The organism is Lonsdalea quercina (assembly GCF_900107885.1).
In the GTDB taxonomy this organism is placed as follows: domain Bacteria; phylum Pseudomonadota; class Gammaproteobacteria; order Enterobacterales; family Enterobacteriaceae; genus Lonsdalea; species Lonsdalea quercina.
Window position 1 is genome coordinate 1 of the sequence record NZ_FNQS01000004.1, and the last position, 19,516, is coordinate 19,516.

The following is a 19,516-nucleotide window of genomic DNA, read 5'->3' on the forward strand; positions in this document are numbered from 1 at the left end:
CCTCATTCAGAGTCAACGACTTTCTTCGTTTTTCTCCGACTGTCACCGCGTCGCGTTGTCCGCTGCGCCGTGTCAGTGGGAGCGCATTATAGGGATCTCTCCGAGTTGCACAACCCCTTTTTTAATCTTTTTTGCCATTCGCTTGTTTTTCGGTCTCAACGTTTGTTTTTTATGCTTTTTATGGCTTTTGGCAGGTCTGCCAGACTCTCTATAACGCAATCAGCCAGATTTTCCCCTTCTTCCGTCACTGGTTTACCTGTGCGGACAAGGACTTTAGCGCCTACCCCTGCAGCTGCGGCTGCCTGCATATCTTCAACTTTGTCGCCAACCATATAAGAAGAAGCCATATCGATGTGCAGATGTTCTTGCGCAGATTTCAGCATTCCCGGCTGTGGCTTCCGGCAGTCGCACGTCTGGCGATACTCTTCTTCAGAAGCTTCCGGATGATGCGGACAGAAATAGATGCCATCCAGGTCTACCCCGCGATCGGCCAATGACCAATCCATCCATTCCGTCAGTTGCATAAACTGGTCTTCTGTAAATTTACCGCGTGCGATACCCGACTGATTGGTAATCAGCACCAAGGCAAACCCCATTGATTTCAGCTCACGCAGTGCATCAATCACACCGTCGATAAACTGAAACTGATCGATTTCGTGTACATAACCGTGGTCGACATTAATCGTGCCGTCGCGGTCGAGAAAAATTGCTGGAACGCTGGTTGCCACTTTACTTTGCTCCCGATAGAGAAAATTGCGCCGTAGTATCGCAGTTTTCGCTGCTGGAGAGAATGATAGCAGAGTTACAATCTCGATTGACTTGGACGTCTAGACGCCTTAGCATCCCGACAACAAATGGTCAGTATAAGTCAGTATTATTCATCGGCCCGCGGCCCCTATTGATAGAAATCATGATAAAACTTTCTCATATTACAAAGATTTTCCAGCAAAACGGTCGAGCCATCACAGCGCTCGACGACGTTACGCTGCACGTTCCGGCGGGCCAAATCTATGGCGTCATCGGCTCTTCTGGCGCGGGTAAAAGCACGTTGATCCGCTGCATCAACCTGCTAGAGCGTCCCACATCTGGAACCGTTCTGGTCGCCGAACAGGATTTAATGGCGTTATCAAATAGCCAGTTGACGCGCGCTCGCCGCCAAATCGGCATGATTTTCCAACATTTCAATCTGCTCTCGTCACGTACCGTATTCGGTAACGTTGCATTGCCGCTGGAGCTGGATAATCAGCCGTCCGCCAAGATCAAACAGCGCGTCGATGAATTGCTGGAGCTGGTTGGGTTGTCGGATAAGCACGATGCGTATCCCGCCAACCTGTCTGGGGGCCAGAAACAACGCGTGGCAATCGCCCGCGCGTTGGCTAGCAACCCCAAGGTTCTGTTGTGCGATGAAGCCACCAGCGCGCTGGACCCGGCCACGACTCGCGCGATTTTGGAGTTGCTGAAAGATATCAATCGCCGCTTGGGGTTGACCATTCTGTTGATCACCCACGAAATGGATGTCGTGAAACGCATCTGCGATCAGGTCGCCGTCATTAGTGAAGGGCGTCTGATTGAGCAAGACACCGTCGGACAGATGTTCTCTCACCCCAAAACGCCACTGGCTCAGAAGTTCATTCATTCAACATTACATCTGGATATTCCGGACGACTATGTCGCTCGTCTGACGCCAACGCCTCATGAGGGCAGTATTCCCCTGCTGCGCATGGAATTTACCGGTCAATCTGTTGATGCGCCGCTGCTATCTGAAATCGCACGGCGCTTCAACGTAAACAACAATATTATCAGTGCGCAGATGGATTACGCGGGCGGGGTTAAATTCGGCATCATGCTGGCAGAAATGGCCGGCACGGAAGCGGATACCACAGCAGCGATCAAATTCCTGCAGGACAACCAAGCAAATATAGAGGTACTCGGTTATGTCTGAAGCCATGATGTGGTTAATGGCCCGCGGCGTGTGGGAAACAATTGTGATGACCCTGGTTTCGGGCTTTTTCGGTTTCGTTCTGGGACTGCCTGTCGGCGTGCTTCTTTATATAACGCGTCCGGGACAGATTATTGCCAATCCCAAACTTTATCGGGCGCTTTCGGCCATTGTGAATATCTTTCGTTCCATCCCCTTCATTATATTGCTGGTGTGGATGATCCCTTTTACCCGCATTATTGTCGGCACCTCAATTGGTCTTCAGGCCGCGATCGTGCCGCTAACCGTAGGGGCAGCACCGTTTATCGCCCGTATGGTGGAAAATGCGCTGTTGGAAATCCCCGGTGGGTTGATCGAGGCCGCACGGGCGATGGGAGCCACGCCGATGCAAATCATCAAAAAGATTTTGCTACCTGAAGCGCTGCCCGGCCTGATCAATGCCGCGACCATTACGTTGATTACCCTGGTGGGCTATTCTGCAATGGGGGGTGCCGTAGGCGCCGGCGGCCTGGGACAGATCGGTTATCAGTATGGTTATGTCGGCTATAACTCCACAGTGATGAATACGGTATTAGTACTGTTGGTTGTGTTGGTTTTTATCATTCAATTTTGCGGCGATCGCGCAGTTCGGGCTGTCACTCGCAAGTAATTGTTCCATTGCCATGCACCTTAAAAGTGCGTGATAACAAGACTGTTAAGCAGAGGTAAGGAATATGGCTATTAAATTGAAATCTATCGCCGCAGTAGGCGCATTGGTTGGCGCTCTCGCGCTAGCAGGATGCGGACAGGAAGAAAAAGATCCTAACCATATTAAGGTCGGCGTCATTGTCGGTGCAGAACAGCAGGTCGCGGAAGTCGCCCAGAAAGTGGCCAAGGAAAAATACGGTCTTGATGTTGAGCTGGTCACCTTTAACGATTACGTTCTGCCCAACGAAGCGTTGAGCAAGGGCGACATCGATCTGAACGCGTTCCAGCACAAACCGTATCTGGATCAGCAAATTAAAGATCGCGGCTATAAACTTGTTTCCGTCGGCAACACCTTCGTTTACCCCATCGCAGGCTACTCGAAAAAGATCAAATCTCTGAGCGAACTGCAGGACGGCGCGCAAATCGCCATTCCTAACGACCCGACCAATTTGGGCCGTACCCTGCTGCTGCTTCAAAAACAGGGGCTGATCAAATTGAAAGACAATGTTGGGCTGTTGCCAACTTCACTGGACATCGTCGAAAATCCGAAGCATGTGAAACTAGTAGAACTGGAAGCGCCTCAGCTGCCACGTTCGCTGGATGACGACCAGATTGCTCTGGCCGTTATCAATACTACCTATGCCAGCCAGATTAATCTGACGCCGACCAAAGACGGGCTGTTTGTAGAAGATAAAGACTCTCCGTACGTCAATCTGCTGGTCGCTCGCGAAGACAATAAAGATGCGGAAAATGTGAAAAAATTTGTCAATGCTTACCAGTCTGATGAAGTGAATCAGGCCGCGTTGAAAACTTTTAATGGTGGGGCCGTCAAAGGTTGGTAAGTTTCCCATTGCATGAAACGATAAAATAACAAGACGGGCCTCGGCCCGTCTTGTTATTTTTCGCATAGCTTGCTTCAATAAGCGCACTTATGAAAGCCAGAGGAAAAGCTATGCGTGCCTTGCCCATTGTAATGTTATCGCTGTCGCTGACAGGATGTTCTCTGCTACACAAATCGACTACGCCTACCACATCTCAGCCCGAGACACCGTCAGCCGTTGAAACAACGCCTAAAAGCAAACCAACCCCCCCGGCTACGCCAGCCGTGCTGTACAAAAGCGCCGAAGAGCTGGTAGGGAAACCTTTCCACGATATGGGCGAAGTCTCCGGTTCCTCATGCCAGGCAACGGCGCAGGATCCTCAACCGAGCATCGCCACAGCACGAAAAAGATTGCAAAGCCGGGCGACAAACCTGAAAGCGAATGCGGTCCTGTTGCACGAGTGCCAGATTGTGAGTGATGTCGATAGCTGCTATCGCCAGGCTATCTGTGAAGGCACTGCGCTGAAAGTCTCCTCTCAATGAGCGAGTTCTGCTTCGATCAAGTCGGTGTTATCCGCTCCCCCTATAAAGAGAAGTTTGCCGTTCCTCGACAACCGGGTCTGATTGAAGATGGTCTGGGAGAACTACACCTGCTGCCGCCCTACAACCAACCGGAATCTGTGCGTGGGCTTTCCGACTTCAGCCACCTATGGGTACTGTTCATTTTTCATCAGACGGCGTCTGCAGGCTGGCATCCTACGGTGCGTCCTCCTCGTCTGGGAGGCAATGTCCGTATGGGCGTTTTCGCTACCCGTTCAACGTTTCGGCCCAATCCTGTCGGGATGTCGCTGGTAGAGCTGAAGGGCGTGCGTGCCGACAAAAACTCGCTGGTGCTGGAACTCGGCAGTCTGGATCTGGTGGATGGCACCCCCGTGATCGACATCAAGCCCTATCTTCCCTTCGCCGAAAGCCAACCACAGGCACGAGCAGGCTTCGCGCCCTGCGCGCCAGACGCAGATATGCCGGTGATATTTTCTCCTCAAGCGGAACAACAGCTAATTGCATGGCGCGACCGTTATCCACAGTTACGCCGCTTCATCACCCAGGTATTGGCACAGGATCCGCGCCCAGCCTACCGTAAAACGAACCATGATGAGAAGGAATATGCTGCGCTATTACTGGAATTCAACGTACGTTGGAGAGTGGCCAACGGACAAACAGAAGTAATATGCCTGGATACCCGTTAAAAAACGTCTGCATCTCTTTTGGGGAACGTTCCTCGCTGGTAAACTAAGCCACTTTTTATTTATGCTCAGGCCCTTCGGCCCACGCCATTTATCGTTCTTACGGAACTACAACACCATGCGTACAAGTCAATATTTGCTCTCCACTCAAAAGGAGACGCCCGCCGACGCCGAGGTTATCAGCCATCAGCTGATGCTGCGCGCAGGAATGATTCGTAAACTCGCCTCGGGTCTCTATACCTGGTTGCCGACGGGTTTGCGCGTTTTGAAAAAAGTCGAAAATATCGTGCGCGAAGAAATGAATAGCGCTGGCGCCATCGAAATTTCGATGCCTGTCGTTCAGCCTGCGGACCTGTGGCAGGAGAGCGGTCGTTGGGAACAGTACGGTCCCGAGCTGCTGCGCTTCGCCGACCGCGGCGAGCGTCCATTCGTGTTGGGCCCGACGCATGAAGAGGTCATCACCGATCTGGTGCGTAATGAAATCAGCTCCTACAAACAGCTACCGCTGACCTTCTATCAGATTCAGACCAAGTTCCGTGACGAAGTCCGTCCGCGCTTCGGTATCATGCGCGCACGCGAGTTCCTGATGAAAGACGCCTACTCCTTCCATACTTCTCAAGAGTCACTGCAGGCGACTTACGATGTGTTGTATGCGGCATACACGAAAATCTTCAGCCGCATGGACCTGAACTTCCGCGCCGTTCAGGCGGATACTGGCTCTATCGGCGGCAGCGCGTCTCACGAATTCCAGGTACTGGCCGCCTGCGGCGAAGATGACATCGCCTTTTCCACCGAATCCGACTTCGCCGCTAATATCGAGCTGGCTGAAGCGGTCGCCCCGAATGTTGAACGCGCCGCGCCGACGCAGGACATGACGTTGGTGGAAACGCCTGACGCCAAAACTATCGCCGAGCTGGTCGAACAGTTCGACGTGCCGGTGGAGAAAACGGTTAAGACGCTGCTGGTGAAAGCGACGGAAGAAAGTCCGTACCCGCTGGTTGCCCTGCTGGTTCGCGGCGATCACGAGCTGAACGAAGTGAAGGCCGAGAAGCTGGATTTGGTTGCAAGCCCGCTGACCTTCGCCACGGAAGAAGAAATTCGCGCGTTGGTGAATGCAGGTCCAGGGTCGCTGGGTCCAGTCAATCTGTCCTTACCTGTCATCATAGACAGAACTGTTGCGGTAATGAGCGATTTCAGCGCAGGCGCCAACATCGACGGCAAGCACTATTTCGGCATCAACTGGGAGCGAGACATTGCGCTGCCGCAGGTTGCTGATTTGCGTAACGTGGTAGAAGGCGATCAAAGTCCGGACGGTAAAGGCACGTTACAGATCAAACGCGGTATCGAAGTTGGTCATATCTTCCAGCTCGGCACCAAATACTCAGAAGCCATGAAGGCGACGGTTCAGGGCGAAGATGGCCGTAACCAGACGCTGACGATGGGCTGCTATGGTATTGGTATCTCCCGCGTGATTGCCGCAGCAATTGAACAGAACCACGACGATCGCGGCATTATCTGGCCAGACGTACTCGCTCCGTTCCAGGTCGCTATTCTGCCGATGAACATGCATAAGTCCTTCCGCGTGAAAGAAGTTGCTGAACGCATTTATCAGCAGCTGCGCGACAACGGCGTAGAGGTGTTGATGGACGACCGTAAAGAACGTCCGGGCGTGATGTTTGCGGACATGGAGCTGATTGGTATTCCTCACACTATCGTCATTGGCGATCGTAACCTAGACAACGATGATATCGAGTACAAAAACCGTCGTCAGGGTGAGAAAAAGATGATTAAGACTGATGAGGTAGTGGACTTCCTGCTCTCGCAGGTCGTGCGTTAATCGCGTTCCGGTTTCAGCACATAAAAAATGGTGGGTTACCCCACCATTTTTTTATTCTCGTCACCGTTAGTGGTGACTATGCACGGAACAGCTCTTCAATATCAAGCCCCTGCATTTGCAGGATTTCACGCAGACGACGCAGTCCTTCAACCTGAATCTGACGCACGCGTTCGCGAGTCAGACCAATTTCACGACCAACATCTTCCAGCGTGGCCGCTTCATAACCCAGAAGGCCGAAGCGACGAGCCAGAACTTCTCGCTGTTTTGCATTCAGTTCGAACAACCACTTAACGATATTTTGCTTCATATCGTTATCCTGCGTAGTGTCCTCAGGACCGTTGTCTTTCTCATCGGCCAGAATATCCAGTAACGCCTTTTCAGAATCTCCGCCCAGCGGCGTGTCAACAGAAGTGATACGTTCGTTCAGACGCAACATACGGTTTACGTCATCAACTGGTTTATCGAGCTGTTCGGCAATTTCTTCCGCACTAGGCTCATGATCTAGCTTATGGGATAACTCGCGTGCTGTGCGCAGGTAAACATTGAGTTCTTTGACAATGTGAATCGGTAAACGGATGGTGCGGGTTTGGTTCATTATCGCCCGCTCTATGGTTTGCCTGATCCACCAGGTTGCATACGTTGAAAAACGAAACCCTCTTTCCGGGTCAAACTTCTCAACGGCTCGGATCAGACCAAGGTTTCCTTCTTCAATCAGGTCCAGCAAAGCCAGCCCCCGATTGTTATAGCGACGGGCGATTTTCACCACCAACCGCAGGTTACTCTCGATCATACGTTTACGTGATGATACGTCACCACGCAACGCTCGCCGGGCAAAATAAACCTCTTCTTCGGCGGTTAAAAGAGGCGAATAGCCAATTTCTCCCAGATAGAGTTGAGTAGCATCTAAAACACGCTGGGTGCTAACTTGTGACAATAACTCATCATCTAAAGAGTCATTGTCACTGGTTTCTTCCTCTGCCAGCGCCTTATCGTCAAATACGTCAAGCCCATTCTCGTCGAAATCAGTATCTTCATGTAACTCGTTAACTTTCAGCGTACTTTGGCTCATAAGCGGCTCCTACCCGTGATCCCTTGGCAGAATACCGAAGCACTCTGCCCGATTTATCGCTGCGGAATAAAACGCAGCGGGTTTACGGATTTCCCCTTGTAACGAATTTCAAAATGCAAGCGTACTGAACTGGTTCCGGTGCTACCCATGGTAGCTATTTGTTGTCCCGCCTTAACCTCTTGTTGTTCCCGGACCAGCATGGTTTCGTTATGGGCATAGGCGCTCAGGTAGTCATCATTATGCTTGATGATTATCAGATTCCCGTAACCGCGCAAAGCGTTGCCCGCGTACACCACACGCCCTCCGGCGGTAGCTACCACGGTCTGCCCACGTGAGCCAGCGATATCAATCCCTTTATTTCCCCCCTCAGAGGCTGAGAAATTATCAATGACTTTCCCATCTGTAGGCCAACGCCAACCAGTAATAGCGGCATTACTGCTGCTAGGTACCGGCGTTGGTTCGGTAGCAGGAGCGGAAACTGCAGCCCCTGTAGCAGGTAACATCTTACCCACATTCTGTTTACCCGAATTTGCAGAATACGCATTAGTTGAGGTGGAATCAACCTGTGAAGTTTGTATTTGCGTACTGCCTGGTGCCTGAGAAACTCCTCCTGCCGCCGCATTGGCTGGAAGCATGTGACCGCTGCGCGAACTGGAAGGGCTAACGACAGCCCCTGAAGGCACGCTGGCGACCGCCATGCCCTGCCCTGCGCTCGTATTCATATTATTTCCCAGCGCCAGGCTCTGACCGACATTTAGACTGTAGGGTTCCGGGATATTATTGCGCTGCGCCAGCTCGCGATAATCGTTGCCCGTGATCCAGGCGATGTAGAACAGCGTATCGCCGCGTTTTACGGTATAGGTATTCCCGGTATAGCTACCTTTAGGAATCGCGTCATAGCTGCGATTATAAACGATTTTCCCGCCTTGCGGGTTAACCGGAGCGGAAGTGACCGACGTGCTGACAGCAGCGGCAGGTCGTGAATTCGCCGATGAAGAGAGGCGTGGCGGCGAAGCGATCGCACCGCTACGGCCAGAGGCATTGCCACCATCGCCCACGCTGCTTATAGAGGCAGGCTGATCGTTACCACCGGCGCAACCCGCCACCCCTAGAGCAATTGCCGTACATACCGCGAGCTGACGCCAGTTCATCATTTGGCTCCCCATGCGCCGAATCCCCCTATGACCCAAAATTGACTCGTTAATTGTCGCCCGCTGTCTCTAAAATTTGGCTAAACGGCTGAGAGTTGGAATCTTTCATTCCCAAATAAACTCAACAAAGCGCCCCCTCGTTTCTTATTCAAACAGGTTTCGACGGGCCATAGAGACAGCACCATTTGTTGATGCTAGCAATATCAACAAATTAGTACCATAAGATAGTTGTATTGAAATTTTAAGGCGGCAAGCGTTCATCACAAAGAATCAGGCCAGTTCGCCTTTGACCAGCGGCACAAAGCGAACCCCCTCAATGGTTTGAATAATGAACTCTCCGTTGTTGCGTTGAACCAACTTAAGCGTTTGCTGCTCTTCACCGACCGGTAATACCATGCTCCCGCCTTCATCCAGCTGTTCCATAAGGGCGACGGGAATTTCCGGCGGCGCAGCCGTGACGATAATCGCGTCGAAAGGCCCTTTTGACGCCCATCCCAACCAGCCGTCGCCATGCCGCGTGGACACGTTATGCAAGTCGAGCTGTTTGAGACGACGCTTAGCCTGCCACTGAAGCCCCTTAATCCGCTCCACGGAACAAACGTGCTGCACCAGATGCGCCAGCACGGCGGTTTGATACCCCGAGCCGGTACCAATCTCCAGAACGCGGGATACGGGCGTCAGGCGCAGCAATTCGGTCATTCTGGCGACCATGTAAGGTTGAGAAATCGTCTGTCCCGAACCAATAGGCAATGCCGTATTTTCATAGGCTTGGTGTTCAAAGGCTTCATCAACGAAGCGTTCTCGCGGTACGGCGGCCATCGCCTGTAACAGGCGTTCATCCTTAATTCCCTGCCGACTCAACTGTTCCAGTAATGTCTGCACGCGTTTGTTCACCATTCCCCGCAAACCCCAGCTTTGACTAACCCCATCAACGTTGTTAATGCTGCTCGGAAAGAGGCATGCCCCTACCGCAGCGAAATGATCTTCGTCACGCTCGAAATGCCGCTACATCCCGCTGTCGAACTCCTGCTCTTTGACCATCATCAGCTCACGCACGACACTGGTGGCATAACAGCCCGACGGCAACCAGAAACGCACGGTGACGACGTCATCATCCTGCCATGACCACTCCATCTGTTGTGGGGTCATCAAAATGGCTCTCCGCGCCGGCTCCAGACGCTCCCGGCGCAGCAGCGACAGCAGCAGTTGGTTCTCCTCCAGACAGGACGACTCAAATGCCAGCACATCGGCCTGCGTACCCGTTTCGCCATCGCCCGGCATCGGGGCCGTCACCTGTAGTTCTCCCGCATCCAGGCGCTGTTGCAACGTCTCAAGCTCGTCTGGCTGCGCGACGAACCAACTGCCGCGACCGGTCAATTGCAGCGCATCCCCGTTCAACACAGTTTTTTCCAGCTTTTGCGTCAGACGGGCGCTGGCGACGCGGTTAAACAGTTCACTGCGGCTAGCCGACAGATAAAAACTGCGTTTACTGCGTTCTTTAACGCGAATCTCATTGTTCGCCCAGCGCCGAGCCTGCTCAAGATTATTGCCGTTACGGCCGAAACGCTGGCTACCGAAATAGTTGGGCACGCCCTGTTCAGAGATGTGTTGTAATCGCTTCTCGATTTCCGCTCGGTCGCTGATGTGACGAAGCACCAGCGTGAACGCATTTCCCTTCAGGGCGCCGATGCGCAGTTTACGGCGGTGACGAGCGGTTTCCAGAATTTCGCATCCTTCCAGCTCGAAAGTCCGCCAGTCTGGATCGGCTTTTCCCGGCATATGCAGACCGAACCATTGTTCAGTGACGGCATGACGGTCTTTCAGCCCCGCATAGCTGACTGCGCGGGCCGGCAGACGGGCGAACTTCGCCAGCGCTTCGGCGACAAAAGACGTATTGCAGCCGCGTTTACGCACCCGGACCAAAATGTGTTCGCCGTCGCCATCAGGCTGGAATCCGAGATCTTCTATCACCTCAAAGTCTGCTGCCGATGCTTTCAGTACGCCGCTTGCGACAGGCTTACCGTGCATCCAGTAGAGCTCATTGGAGGTTTCCATTACCATGCCACTACTCCCGACGCATCGCTTTTCACCAACAAAGCCACGGCCTCACAGGCGATCCCCTCGCCGCGGCCGGTAAATCCCAATTGCTCGGTCGTGGTCGCTTTAACGTTAACGTCGTCCATGTGGCACTGAAGATCTTCAGCCAGATTCACTTTCATTTGCGGGATGTGCGGCGCCATTTTCGGCGCCTGAGCGATAATGGTCACGTCTACGTTGCCCAGTCTGTATCCCTTCTCGGAAATGCGGCGCCAGGCTTCCCGCAAGAGTTCGCGACTATCCGCGCCCTTGAAGGCCGGGTCGGTATCCGGAAACAATTTGCCGATATCACCCAGTGCGGCGGCGCCCAACAGCGCGTCGGTGACGGCATGCAGCACTACGTCGCCATCGGAATGCGCGAGCAAACCTTGCGTGTAGGGAACTCTTACTCCACCGAGCACAAGCGGGCCTTCGCCACCGAATTTATGGACATCAAAACCGTGACCGATACGCATCGCACACGCTCCTTTATTTATACAATAGTTTGATTATCAAGGTTACGAGTCAGATAAAACTCCGCCAGCGCCAAATCTTCCGGGCGGGTGACTTTAATATTATCCGCTCGTCCGCTGATAATCTGGGGATGGTAACCGCAAAACTCCAATGCCGACGCTTCATCGGTAATCTCCGCCCCTTCGGACAGCGCGCGTTCCAGGCTGTTTTTCAGCAGTTTCAAGGGGAACAGCTGAGGCGTCAGGGCATGCCAGAGCGCGTTGCGCTGGACCGTCTGTTCGATAGCGCCCTGCGCGTTGCTGCGCTTCATGGTATCACGCACCGGCGCAGCCAGAATGCCTCCAACGTCGCTTTGCGAAGTCAGTTCCAGCAAACGAGCCAAATCGTCTGGATGTAAGCATGGTCGGGCCGCATCATGCACCAGCACCCATTCCACGCCACGAACCTGTTGGAGACCGGCCAGCACAGAGTCGGCCCTTTGACGTCCGCCCTGCACGACCTGAATGCGAGGATCGGACGCCAGCGGCAGCGTTTGAAAGTAGTGATCATCAGGGCTGATAGCGATAATGGCCTTACGGATACGCGGATGCTTAAACAGTGCGTCTAACGTGTGTTCCAGAATCGTTTTGTTACCGATGTTCAAATATTGTTTCGGGCGATCGACCTGCATTCTGCTGCCGTTTCCGGCGGCAGGCAATACGGCAATCACTCCGGACGGGTCATCCTTCAGAGTCAACATACCTAGCGTAGGGTCGGATAAGAGGAAGATTGAGGGGACGTAGAGGTCGAGTTGGTCTGATGGTCCGACTGGTTTGGCACCAGGCGATAGAAAGATTCGCCGGGTTTGATCATACTCAGTTCATTACGCGCGCGCTCTTCAATAGCTTCCTGTCCGCCATTGAGATCGTCGATTTCGGCAAACAGCAGTTCATTACGGGATTTCAACTTGGCATTGCTGGCTTGCTGAACGGCAACGCCGTCCTTCACCTGCACCAAGTCGTGAATACCGTTTTTTCCCAGCCAGAGCGAATATTGCAGCCAGCCTAGAATAACCAATAATAACAGCGTAAGTTTTCCCATCCCGCCCCCTGAAAAGCCGCCTAATCATCCCATAACTTTTATCAGGACTCCACTGTGCGGATGCAATTGCTGATGACAATTCGGCATAGGCACTTCGTAACACCGGACTCAACGCATCAGAGAGAAGAAAGGCCCCGGTGCCGGAAGTCCGGCGCTGAGGCCGTCCGGCTATGAATAATAGCCTACCAGCCTGAAATTACCGAGAATACCAGCCAGAAGCTGAACAGAACGGAACCGCCGCAGCACAGGAGCATGGGCAGCACCCGCCGCTGCCACAGCAGGCCGAACAGCATGCCTACCATGACGCAGAGAAGCAGCAACGCCAGAAATAGCGGCCAGGTGTAAAGCATTAGCAGCCGCGTGGCATCAAGACCATACAACAAGAAAGTGAGAGCAAACGCCAACCAGTAAAAACAGAAGCCGGCTATCGCCCCCAGGCTGGGGTAAGACACCGGCGTGTCCTGTGAAGGAGGATGGATCTGGCGATGCGGCAGTAGCGTAACACGCTGGAGAGTTTTACCCATTCGGCTCATGTTCCCGGCACAACGCGTTTTTGCAACGCTTGACAAGAATATTAAGCGTCTATGATAGCCAGACGGCGCAGCATCGCTAACAGTTGCGCGATCAAATCTGTTACTAATTGTTCCCCATTTAGATGCGCTTCCGGATGCTCGGGCGCTTCATAGATCGAGTCGATTCCCGTAAAATTGCGCAGCTCGCCAGCGCGCGCTTTCTTATAGAGACCTTTAGGATCGCGCGCTTCGCACACCGCCAACGGCGTGTCCACGAACACTTCGATAAATTGACGCTCTTCCAGCAAGTCGCGCACCATCTGCCGTTCTGCGCGATGCGGCGAGATGAACGCGGTGAGAACAACCAAGCCGGCGTCCACCATCAGCTTGGCTACCTCCCCGACGCGGCGAATATTTTCGCGCCGGTCGTCATCCGTGAATCCCAGGTCGCGACACAGGGCATGCCGAACGTTGTCGCCGTCCAGCAAATAGGTGCTGACGCCAGCGGCGTACAGCGCCTGCTCCAGCGCCCCAGCCAGCGTCGATTTTCCCGAGCCGGACAGCCCGGTAAACCAGATGACCGCGCCACGGTGGCCGTGGCGACGCTCACGATCCGCACGCGTCACCGCGTGAGAATGCCAAACCACGTTTTCATTGGCAGGCGGCAGGGATTGCGAGTCGGACACCTTATTTCCCCCCCAGTAAATCGCGCGCACCCCAATGCGGAAAGTGGCGACGCACCAGGGCGTTCAGCTCCAGCTCAAACGCACTGTAGGCACCAGGCTCTTCGTAGGTCTGCTCGATGCCTTCACGTACCATACCCGCGCCCACCGTGACATTGCTCAGGCGGTCGATAAAGATCATGCCGCCGGTGACGTGGTTTTGCGGATAGCGATCCAGTACCAGCGGTTCGTCGAAGGTCAGCTCCACCAGCCCGATGCCGTTCAACGGTAACGATTCGGTCACCCGCTGGGTCAGCGTATTGATTTCGACCTGATACTGGATGTTTTCCACTCGCGCACGCGTTTTTTTGCCTGCGATTTTGATATCGTAGCTTTGCCCCGCGATCAGCGGCTGTTCTGCCATCCACACCACGTCCACCTGCGCGCTCCGCACCGCCTCCAGCGTTTCCGCATGATCGACGATCAGATCGCCGCGGCTGATATCAATCTCCTTTTCCAGCACCAGCGTCACCGCTTCGCCAACCTGCGCCTGCGGCAGATCGCCGTCAAAGGTCACGATGCGGGCGATGGCCGACTCCACGCCGGAAGGCAGCACCTTGACGCGCTGGCCGACGTGGACCACGCCAGACGCCACCGTCCCCGCATAGCCGCGGAAGTCCAGGTTGGGTCGGTTGACATACTGCACCGGGAAGCGCAGCGGCTGGGACAGGCTGTGCGGCGCAACATCAACCGTTTCCAGCACCTCCAGCAACGTAGGGCCGGTATACCAGTTCATCTGAGTGCTGGGCGTCGCCACGTTATCCCCTTCCAACGCGGAGAGCGGTACGAAGGTGACGTTGAGATCCGCAGGCAACTGCTGCGCAAAGTCCAAATAGTCCTGCTTAAACTGTTCGAAGACCGACTGCTGATAGTCGACCAGATCCATTTTGTTGACCGCCACGACCAGATGACGGATGCCCAGTAGGGTGGCGATGAAGCTGTGACGGCGCGTTTGATCCAACACGCCTTTTCGGGCATCGATCAGCAGAATCGCCAGTTCACAGGTGGATGCGCCTGTCGCCATGTTACGCGTGTATTGCTCATGCCCTGGGGTGTCTGCAATGATGAATTTACGCTTTTCGGTAGAGAAATAGCGGTAAGCGACGTCGATGGTGATCCCCTGCTCGCGCTCAGCCTGCAAGCCGTCGACCAGCAGCGCCAAATCCAGCTTTTCGCCCTGTGTTCCCAGTCGTTTGCTGTCATTGTGCAGCGTGGAAAGCTGATCTTCGTAGATTTGACGGGTATCGTGCAACAGGCGGCCGATCAGGGTGCTCTTACCGTCGTCGACGCTGCCGCAGGTCAGGAAACGCAGCAGGCTTTTATCTTGTTGTGCAAGCAGATAGGCCTCGACGCCGCCCTGCTCGGCGATCTGTTTTGCTATATCGTGATTCATGCTGCCACTCCTCAGAAATATCCCTGACGCTTTTTCAGCTCCATCGACCCGGCCTGATCGCGGTCGATCATCCGTCCCTGACGCTCACTGGTGGTGGAGACCAACATTTCTTCGATGATCTCCGGCAGAGTCTGCGCCTGCGACTCGACCGCGCCTGTCAACGGCCAACAGCCCAGCGTGCGGAAACGCACCATGCGCTGGGTGATGGTTTCACCCGGCAGCGGCTCGAAGCGGTCGTCATCAACCATCATCAGCATACCGTCGCGCTCAACCACCGGGCGCTCTGCGGCCAGATACAGCGGCACGATGTCGATTTTTTCGAGGAAGATGTACTGCCAGATATCCAGCTCCGTCCAGTTAGACAGGGGGAACACGCGGATGCTTTCACCCTTGTTGATCTGACCGTTGTAATTGCGCCATAGCTCGGGTCGCTGGTTTTTCGGATCCCAGCGATGGAAGCGGTCGCGGAACGAGTAGATACGCTCTTTGGCGCGCGATTTTTCTTCGTCGCGCCGCGCCCCGCCGAAGGCGGCATCAAAGCCATACTTGTTCAGCGCCTGTTTCAGCCCTTCGGTCTTCATGATGTCGGTATGCTTCGCGCTGCCGTGCACAAACGGGTTGATCCCCATCGCGACCCCTTCCGGGTTGCGGTGTACCAGCAGTTCGCAGCCGTAAGCCTTGGCCGTCCGGTCACGAAATTCGTACATTTCGCGAAACTTCCAGCCGGTATCGACGTGCAGCAGCGGGAACGGCAGCGTGCCGGGATAGAAAGCCTTGCGCGCCAGATGCAGCATGACCGAGGAGTCTTTACCGATGGAATACATCATCACCGGATTACTGAACTCCGCCGCGACTTCGCGAATGATATGAATACTTTCTGCTTCAAGCTGTTGCAGATGCGTCAGTCTTTTCTCGTCCATAAAATCGTACCTTAAGCCAAATTCACCACTGTTGGCCGACGTTCTGAGGCCGACACCCGCGAATGATCTCCAAACCAGGCGATTTGCTCATGCAAATTCACCACCTCGCCAATCACCAGCAATGCCGGTGTAGCCGCCTGCTGCGCCAGCGGTTCCAACTGTTGCAATATGCCGGTCAGCACCTGCTGATCCCGGCAAGTGCCGCGGCTGATCACGGCGACCGGCGTCTCTGCGGATCGCCCGTTTTCAATCAGCTGACGGCTGATATCCGCGGCTTTCATCGTCCCCATGTAAATCACCAGCGTTTGTCGCTCGCGCGCCAGCGTAGACCAGTCCGGCGCTTTGCCGTCTACGCGGTGATGTCCGGTAATGAAGGCCACGCTTTGCGCATAGTCCCGGTGGGTCAGCGGGATCCCCGCATACGCGGTCACCCCCGCCGCGGCGGTCACGCCCGGCACCACCTGGAAGGGAATGCCCGCCTTGGCCACGTGCTGCAGTTCCTCGCCGCCTCGACCAAAAATAAACGGATCGCCGCCCTTTAGGCGAACGACCCGTTTGCCTTGCTGCGCCAACATCACCAGCCGCCGGTTAATCTCGTCCTGCGGCATCAGATGCGCGCTGGCGCGTTTGCCCACGCAAATCATCTCGGCGTCACGTCGAACCAGTTCCAGCACGTCCTCGCTCACCAGATAGTCGTACAGCACGACATCCGCCTGCTGGATCACCTGTAGACCGCGTAGCGTCAGCAGGCCAGCATCGCCCGGTCCCGCGCCCACCAGAGACACCTCGCCTTGCGGGCTTTGCGGTTCCATCAGCTGTTTTTCCAGCGTTTCTTCGGCTTCGGTCAGTTTTCCCGACGTCACCAGAGAGGCAAAGCGGCTGTCGAACAGGCGTTCCCAGAACCGGCGTCGGCCTGTCATCGTCGGCAGTTGCTGTTTGACACGGGTACGCCATTGGCCCGCCAGCTCGGCCATCTGTCCTAAACGAGAGGGCAGTAGCGCCTCCAGCTTTTCGCGCAGCAGGCGCGCCAATACCGGCGCCGTGCCGCTGGACGAGATCGCCACCATTAGCGGAGAACGGTCAATCAATGAAGGGAAAATAAAAGAGCACTTCGGCTGATCGTCGACCACGTTGACCAGTTTCTGACGACGATCCGCGGACTCTGAGACCGTTTCATTGAGCTTAGCATCATCGGTGGCGGCAATGACCAGGAACACCGGGTCCAGCTGTTCGGGACTGAACTCACGGGCAATCCAGACCACCTTTCCAGCCTGATGCAAAGCATCAAGCGGGGCGCACAGCTCACGCGCCGCCACCCGGACCTCTGCGCCCGCCCGTAGCAACAGCGTGATTTTACGCATGGCTACTTCGCCGCCGCCCACCACCAGCACGGGACGCTGCCGCAAATCGGCGAATACAGGGAGATAGTTCACAGATGCCTTTACTAAGATAAAAAAGTGATAATGGGACTATAAAACGAGGGGGTAAGCGTAATGAAATGCCGAATTCGCATGATAAGTTCCGTAATGGAATAAAGAAGCACTCGATAAGCGGTAAAAAGCGTATTCACGCCCCTAAATGGGGGATTGGGACTCAATCGGTTATATCGAAACGGCCCAAATGTTCCGCCAGCTGATGCTGAAGCAGATACGCCTTCACCTCCCGTTGCCAAGCATCACCCAGCGACGCCACTCGACTATAAGTCACTCCGGCCAGCGCGCCACGGTCATCATAAGCATTAATCAACGTCTGGTTTATCGCATCCTGATTCAGCGCAGGATTCGACCGCTGCTGACGCGCCAGCGCATCAACCACCCGTTGTCGCTGTTCTGTATCTGGCTTCCAGCGTTGATGATATAAGCCGCTCAACACGATAAACAGCGGCGGCACACCTTCATCTCGCGCGGCTTGCAACCGCGAATGCCCATCTAAAATCACATAGGCGCCCAGCCCGGAGACAAACCACAGCAGAATGGGAGGCAACGCCCCTTCCCGTGCCTTCTTCCGCCACCACTTCACCCGCGACGAGGTCGGGTCGACCACAGACAGCGGCAGTAACTGCGTGCTCTCCCACCAGCGATCAATAAGAAACACGACGTCTGACGCAGTCAGGTCCGGGATATCTTCGCCGAACAGATCCCAACGAGGACAATAGTCGCCCGCCGCCTGAGGAGAGATAAACCGCCACGCGTTTATCGGCTGCGGCTGAGCCACGCGCGGCGCGGCGGGCGCCACATACGGCATAGGCCGCAACAGCCACTGGCCGCTGTTCGTCAGCGCTGGGGAAGAAGAAAGCAGTCGTTCGGCAAAGAATCGGCACCAAAATGCCTGACGCACGGCGGGCGTCTGCAAGGCCTCGGCCCGCATCACGTCGGCGGAGCGGATAGGAGGGAGCAACGATCGCTGGCGGATGTCTCTGCGAGGACAAAGCACGCTGGCCGCGGCGCCGTTCGGCGCTATCACCGCCCAGAATAAAGTTTCATCTCCGCAGACCCCCTGTGCCCTTCCCTGTGCGCCTACGCGCAATTGCAGTTCTCCGGCCGGACGCTGGCCAGGAGGACTTTCCAACGCTAATCCCTGCCAGACGCCCTCTCGATCGTCGATGTCACGCCACCACATTTTCTTCATCTCAGACACCACACACCGCACCATTCAGCCAACAGCGGTAAAAATATCATGCCGCGCCGAGGGTATCACGGCGCTACCCGATGATTTTATTTCATCGCATCTAAGTCGCTGGCCCCACACTCAGGGGGCGACCCATCGGGTTGGGGGCGTCGGTCGAACCTAAAACGGCAGGCGGTTGAAGTCTCGTCGTTACAAAAGCAAGCCCCTCGGAAGAGGGGCTGCGGGTCAACCTTCGTGCAAGCCGCACTCGCGCTTCAGACCGAAGAAGCGCGTCTCTTCTTCGCTCATGCCCGGCTCCCACTTGCGGGTGGTATGCGTATCGCCCACCGACAGATAGCCCTGATCCCACAGCGGATGGTAGCTCAGGCCATTGGCCTTCAGGTACTGATAGACCTGTCGGTTGTCCCAGTCGATGATCGGCAGGAATTTGAATACGCCGCGCTGCACAGACAGCACCGGCAACGATTCACGGCTGCTCGACTGCTCGCGGCGCAGCCCGGCGAACCAGGTCCCCGCGCCAAGTTCCTGCAACGCCCTGTTCATCGGTTCAACCTTGTTCATCTGGTTATAGCGTTCGATACCTTCGACGCCTTGCTCCCACAGCTTGCCGTAGCGCGCCTCCTGCCACGCTGGCGACAGCGCGGCGCGAAACACCTTCAGGTTCAGCTTCAACTGGTCGGTGAGGCTATCGATGAACTGATAGGTTTCCGGGAACAGGTAGCCGGTATCCGTCAGGATCACCGGAATCTGCGGACACTGCCGAGTCACCAGATGCAAAGAAATCGCTGCCTGAATACCAAAGCTCGACGTAAGGACGAATTCGCCCGGCAGGTTTTCCAACGCCCAGGCGGTACGTTTTTCGGCGGAAAGGCTTTCCAGCTCGGCGTTGATTTCCGCAAGCTCAGCCTCTTGTTCCGACTTCGGTAACGCGTTGAGCGCATCCAGAATGAGTGCAGACATCAGG

The 19,516-nt window shown here is 55.1% G+C and carries 21 protein-coding genes; 6 read left to right on the forward strand and 15 right to left on the reverse strand.

The window, feature by feature from the left end; translation table 11 throughout:
* Positions 1-155: 155 nt before the first annotated feature.
* Positions 156-728, reverse strand: a complete 573-nt coding sequence (gene gmhB / locus BLU64_RS06895; RefSeq protein WP_074728220.1) for a D-glycero-beta-D-manno-heptose 1,7-bisphosphate 7-phosphatase — start codon at positions 726-728, stop codon at positions 156-158.
* Positions 729-910: 182 nt separating this feature from the next.
* Between gmhB and metN the strand changes: the two genes are divergently transcribed.
* The 6 genes from metN to proS all read left to right on the forward strand — a co-directional run bounded on the left by metN (position 911) and on the right by proS (position 6,527).
* A complete protein-coding gene (gene metN, locus BLU64_RS06900) occupies positions 911-1,942 on the forward strand; it encodes a methionine ABC transporter ATP-binding protein MetN (protein ID WP_026741833.1) in 1,032 nt (343 codons plus the stop codon).
* Positions 1,935-2,588 (forward strand): methionine ABC transporter permease MetI, encoded by a 654-nt coding sequence (locus BLU64_RS06905; RefSeq protein WP_026741832.1) that lies wholly within the window; start codon positions 1,935-1,937, stop codon positions 2,586-2,588. The genes metN and BLU64_RS06905 overlap by 8 nt, the downstream gene beginning before the upstream one ends.
* A 64-nt stretch (positions 2,589-2,652) precedes the next feature.
* Positions 2,653-3,468, forward strand: coding sequence for a MetQ/NlpA family lipoprotein (locus tag BLU64_RS06910; protein WP_026741831.1), 816 nt, complete (start codon positions 2,653-2,655; stop codon positions 3,466-3,468).
* A gap of 110 nt (positions 3,469-3,578) precedes the next feature.
* Positions 3,579-3,989 (forward strand): Rcs stress response system protein RcsF, encoded by a 411-nt coding sequence (rcsF, locus tag BLU64_RS06915; protein ID WP_026741830.1) that lies wholly within the window; start codon positions 3,579-3,581, stop codon positions 3,987-3,989.
* Entirely contained in the window at positions 3,986-4,693 is a 708-nt protein-coding gene (gene tsaA / locus BLU64_RS06920) for a tRNA (N6-threonylcarbamoyladenosine(37)-N6)-methyltransferase TrmO (RefSeq protein WP_026741829.1), read from the forward strand. The genes rcsF and tsaA overlap by 4 nt, the downstream gene beginning before the upstream one ends.
* A gap of 115 nt (positions 4,694-4,808) precedes the next feature.
* Positions 4,809-6,527 (forward strand): proline--tRNA ligase, encoded by a 1,719-nt coding sequence (proS, locus tag BLU64_RS06925; protein ID WP_074728222.1) that lies wholly within the window; start codon positions 4,809-4,811, stop codon positions 6,525-6,527.
* 76 nt (positions 6,528-6,603) lie between these two features.
* Here proS and rpoS read toward each other — a convergent pair whose 3' ends face one another.
* From rpoS to BLU64_RS06995, 14 genes are all read right to left on the reverse strand, one after another.
* Complete coding sequence (gene rpoS / locus BLU64_RS06930) at positions 6,604-7,596, reverse strand: RNA polymerase sigma factor RpoS (RefSeq protein WP_026739256.1); 993 nt, start codon at positions 7,594-7,596, stop codon at positions 6,604-6,606.
* 53 nt (positions 7,597-7,649) lie between these two features.
* Positions 7,650-8,762 (reverse strand): murein hydrolase activator NlpD, encoded by a 1,113-nt coding sequence (nlpD, locus tag BLU64_RS06935; protein WP_074728224.1) that lies wholly within the window; start codon positions 8,760-8,762, stop codon positions 7,650-7,652.
* Positions 8,763-9,017: 255 nt separating this feature from the next.
* The gene (locus BLU64_RS06940; RefSeq protein ID WP_026741826.1) at positions 9,018-9,644 is read right to left on the reverse strand and encodes a protein-L-isoaspartate(D-aspartate) O-methyltransferase; all 627 of its coding nucleotides are present in this window, start codon (positions 9,642-9,644) and stop codon (positions 9,018-9,020) included.
* A 108-nt stretch (positions 9,645-9,752) separates the two neighbouring features.
* Entirely contained in the window at positions 9,753-10,802 is a 1,050-nt protein-coding gene (truD, locus tag BLU64_RS06945) for a tRNA pseudouridine(13) synthase TruD (RefSeq protein ID WP_074728356.1), read from the reverse strand.
* Positions 10,802-11,299 carry a 2-C-methyl-D-erythritol 2,4-cyclodiphosphate synthase gene (ispF, locus tag BLU64_RS06950; protein ID WP_026741824.1) on the reverse strand — a complete coding sequence of 166 codons (498 nt, stop codon included), beginning with the start codon at positions 11,297-11,299 and terminating at the stop codon, positions 10,802-10,804. The genes truD and ispF overlap by 1 nt, the downstream gene beginning before the upstream one ends.
* A 17-nt stretch (positions 11,300-11,316) precedes the next feature.
* Complete coding sequence (gene ispD, locus BLU64_RS06955) at positions 11,317-12,036, reverse strand: 2-C-methyl-D-erythritol 4-phosphate cytidylyltransferase (protein WP_026741823.1); 720 nt, start codon at positions 12,034-12,036, stop codon at positions 11,317-11,319.
* 2 nt (positions 12,037-12,038) lie between these two features.
* Positions 12,039-12,377 carry a cell division protein FtsB gene (ftsB, locus tag BLU64_RS06960; RefSeq protein ID WP_026741822.1) on the reverse strand — a complete coding sequence of 113 codons (339 nt, stop codon included), beginning with the start codon at positions 12,375-12,377 and terminating at the stop codon, positions 12,039-12,041.
* Positions 12,378-12,559: 182 nt separating this feature from the next.
* Positions 12,560-12,901: a DUF3561 family protein gene (locus BLU64_RS06965; protein WP_026741821.1), complete on the reverse strand. Its 342-nt coding sequence runs from the start codon at positions 12,899-12,901 to the stop codon at positions 12,560-12,562.
* Between the two features lie 50 nt (positions 12,902-12,951).
* Positions 12,952-13,575, reverse strand: a complete 624-nt coding sequence (gene cysC, locus BLU64_RS06970) for an adenylyl-sulfate kinase (protein ID WP_026741820.1) — start codon at positions 13,573-13,575, stop codon at positions 12,952-12,954.
* Position 13,576: 1 nt separating this feature from the next.
* Positions 13,577-15,004: a sulfate adenylyltransferase subunit CysN gene (gene cysN / locus BLU64_RS06975; protein WP_074728226.1), complete on the reverse strand. Its 1,428-nt coding sequence runs from the start codon at positions 15,002-15,004 to the stop codon at positions 13,577-13,579.
* 11 nt (positions 15,005-15,015) lie between these two features.
* Entirely contained in the window at positions 15,016-15,924 is a 909-nt protein-coding gene (gene cysD, locus BLU64_RS06980; protein ID WP_026741818.1) for a sulfate adenylyltransferase subunit CysD, read from the reverse strand.
* 11 nt (positions 15,925-15,935) lie between these two features.
* Complete coding sequence (gene cysG / locus BLU64_RS06985; RefSeq protein ID WP_026741817.1) at positions 15,936-17,357, reverse strand: siroheme synthase CysG; 1,422 nt, start codon at positions 17,355-17,357, stop codon at positions 15,936-15,938.
* A gap of 160 nt (positions 17,358-17,517) precedes the next feature.
* Positions 17,518-18,552 carry a hypothetical protein gene (locus tag BLU64_RS06990; protein ID WP_036152425.1) on the reverse strand — a complete coding sequence of 345 codons (1,035 nt, stop codon included), beginning with the start codon at positions 18,550-18,552 and terminating at the stop codon, positions 17,518-17,520.
* 225 nt (positions 18,553-18,777) lie between these two features.
* Positions 18,778-19,512 (reverse strand): phosphoadenylyl-sulfate reductase, encoded by a 735-nt coding sequence (locus BLU64_RS06995; protein WP_074728227.1) that lies wholly within the window; start codon positions 19,510-19,512, stop codon positions 18,778-18,780.
* Positions 19,513-19,516 lie beyond the last annotated feature (4 nt).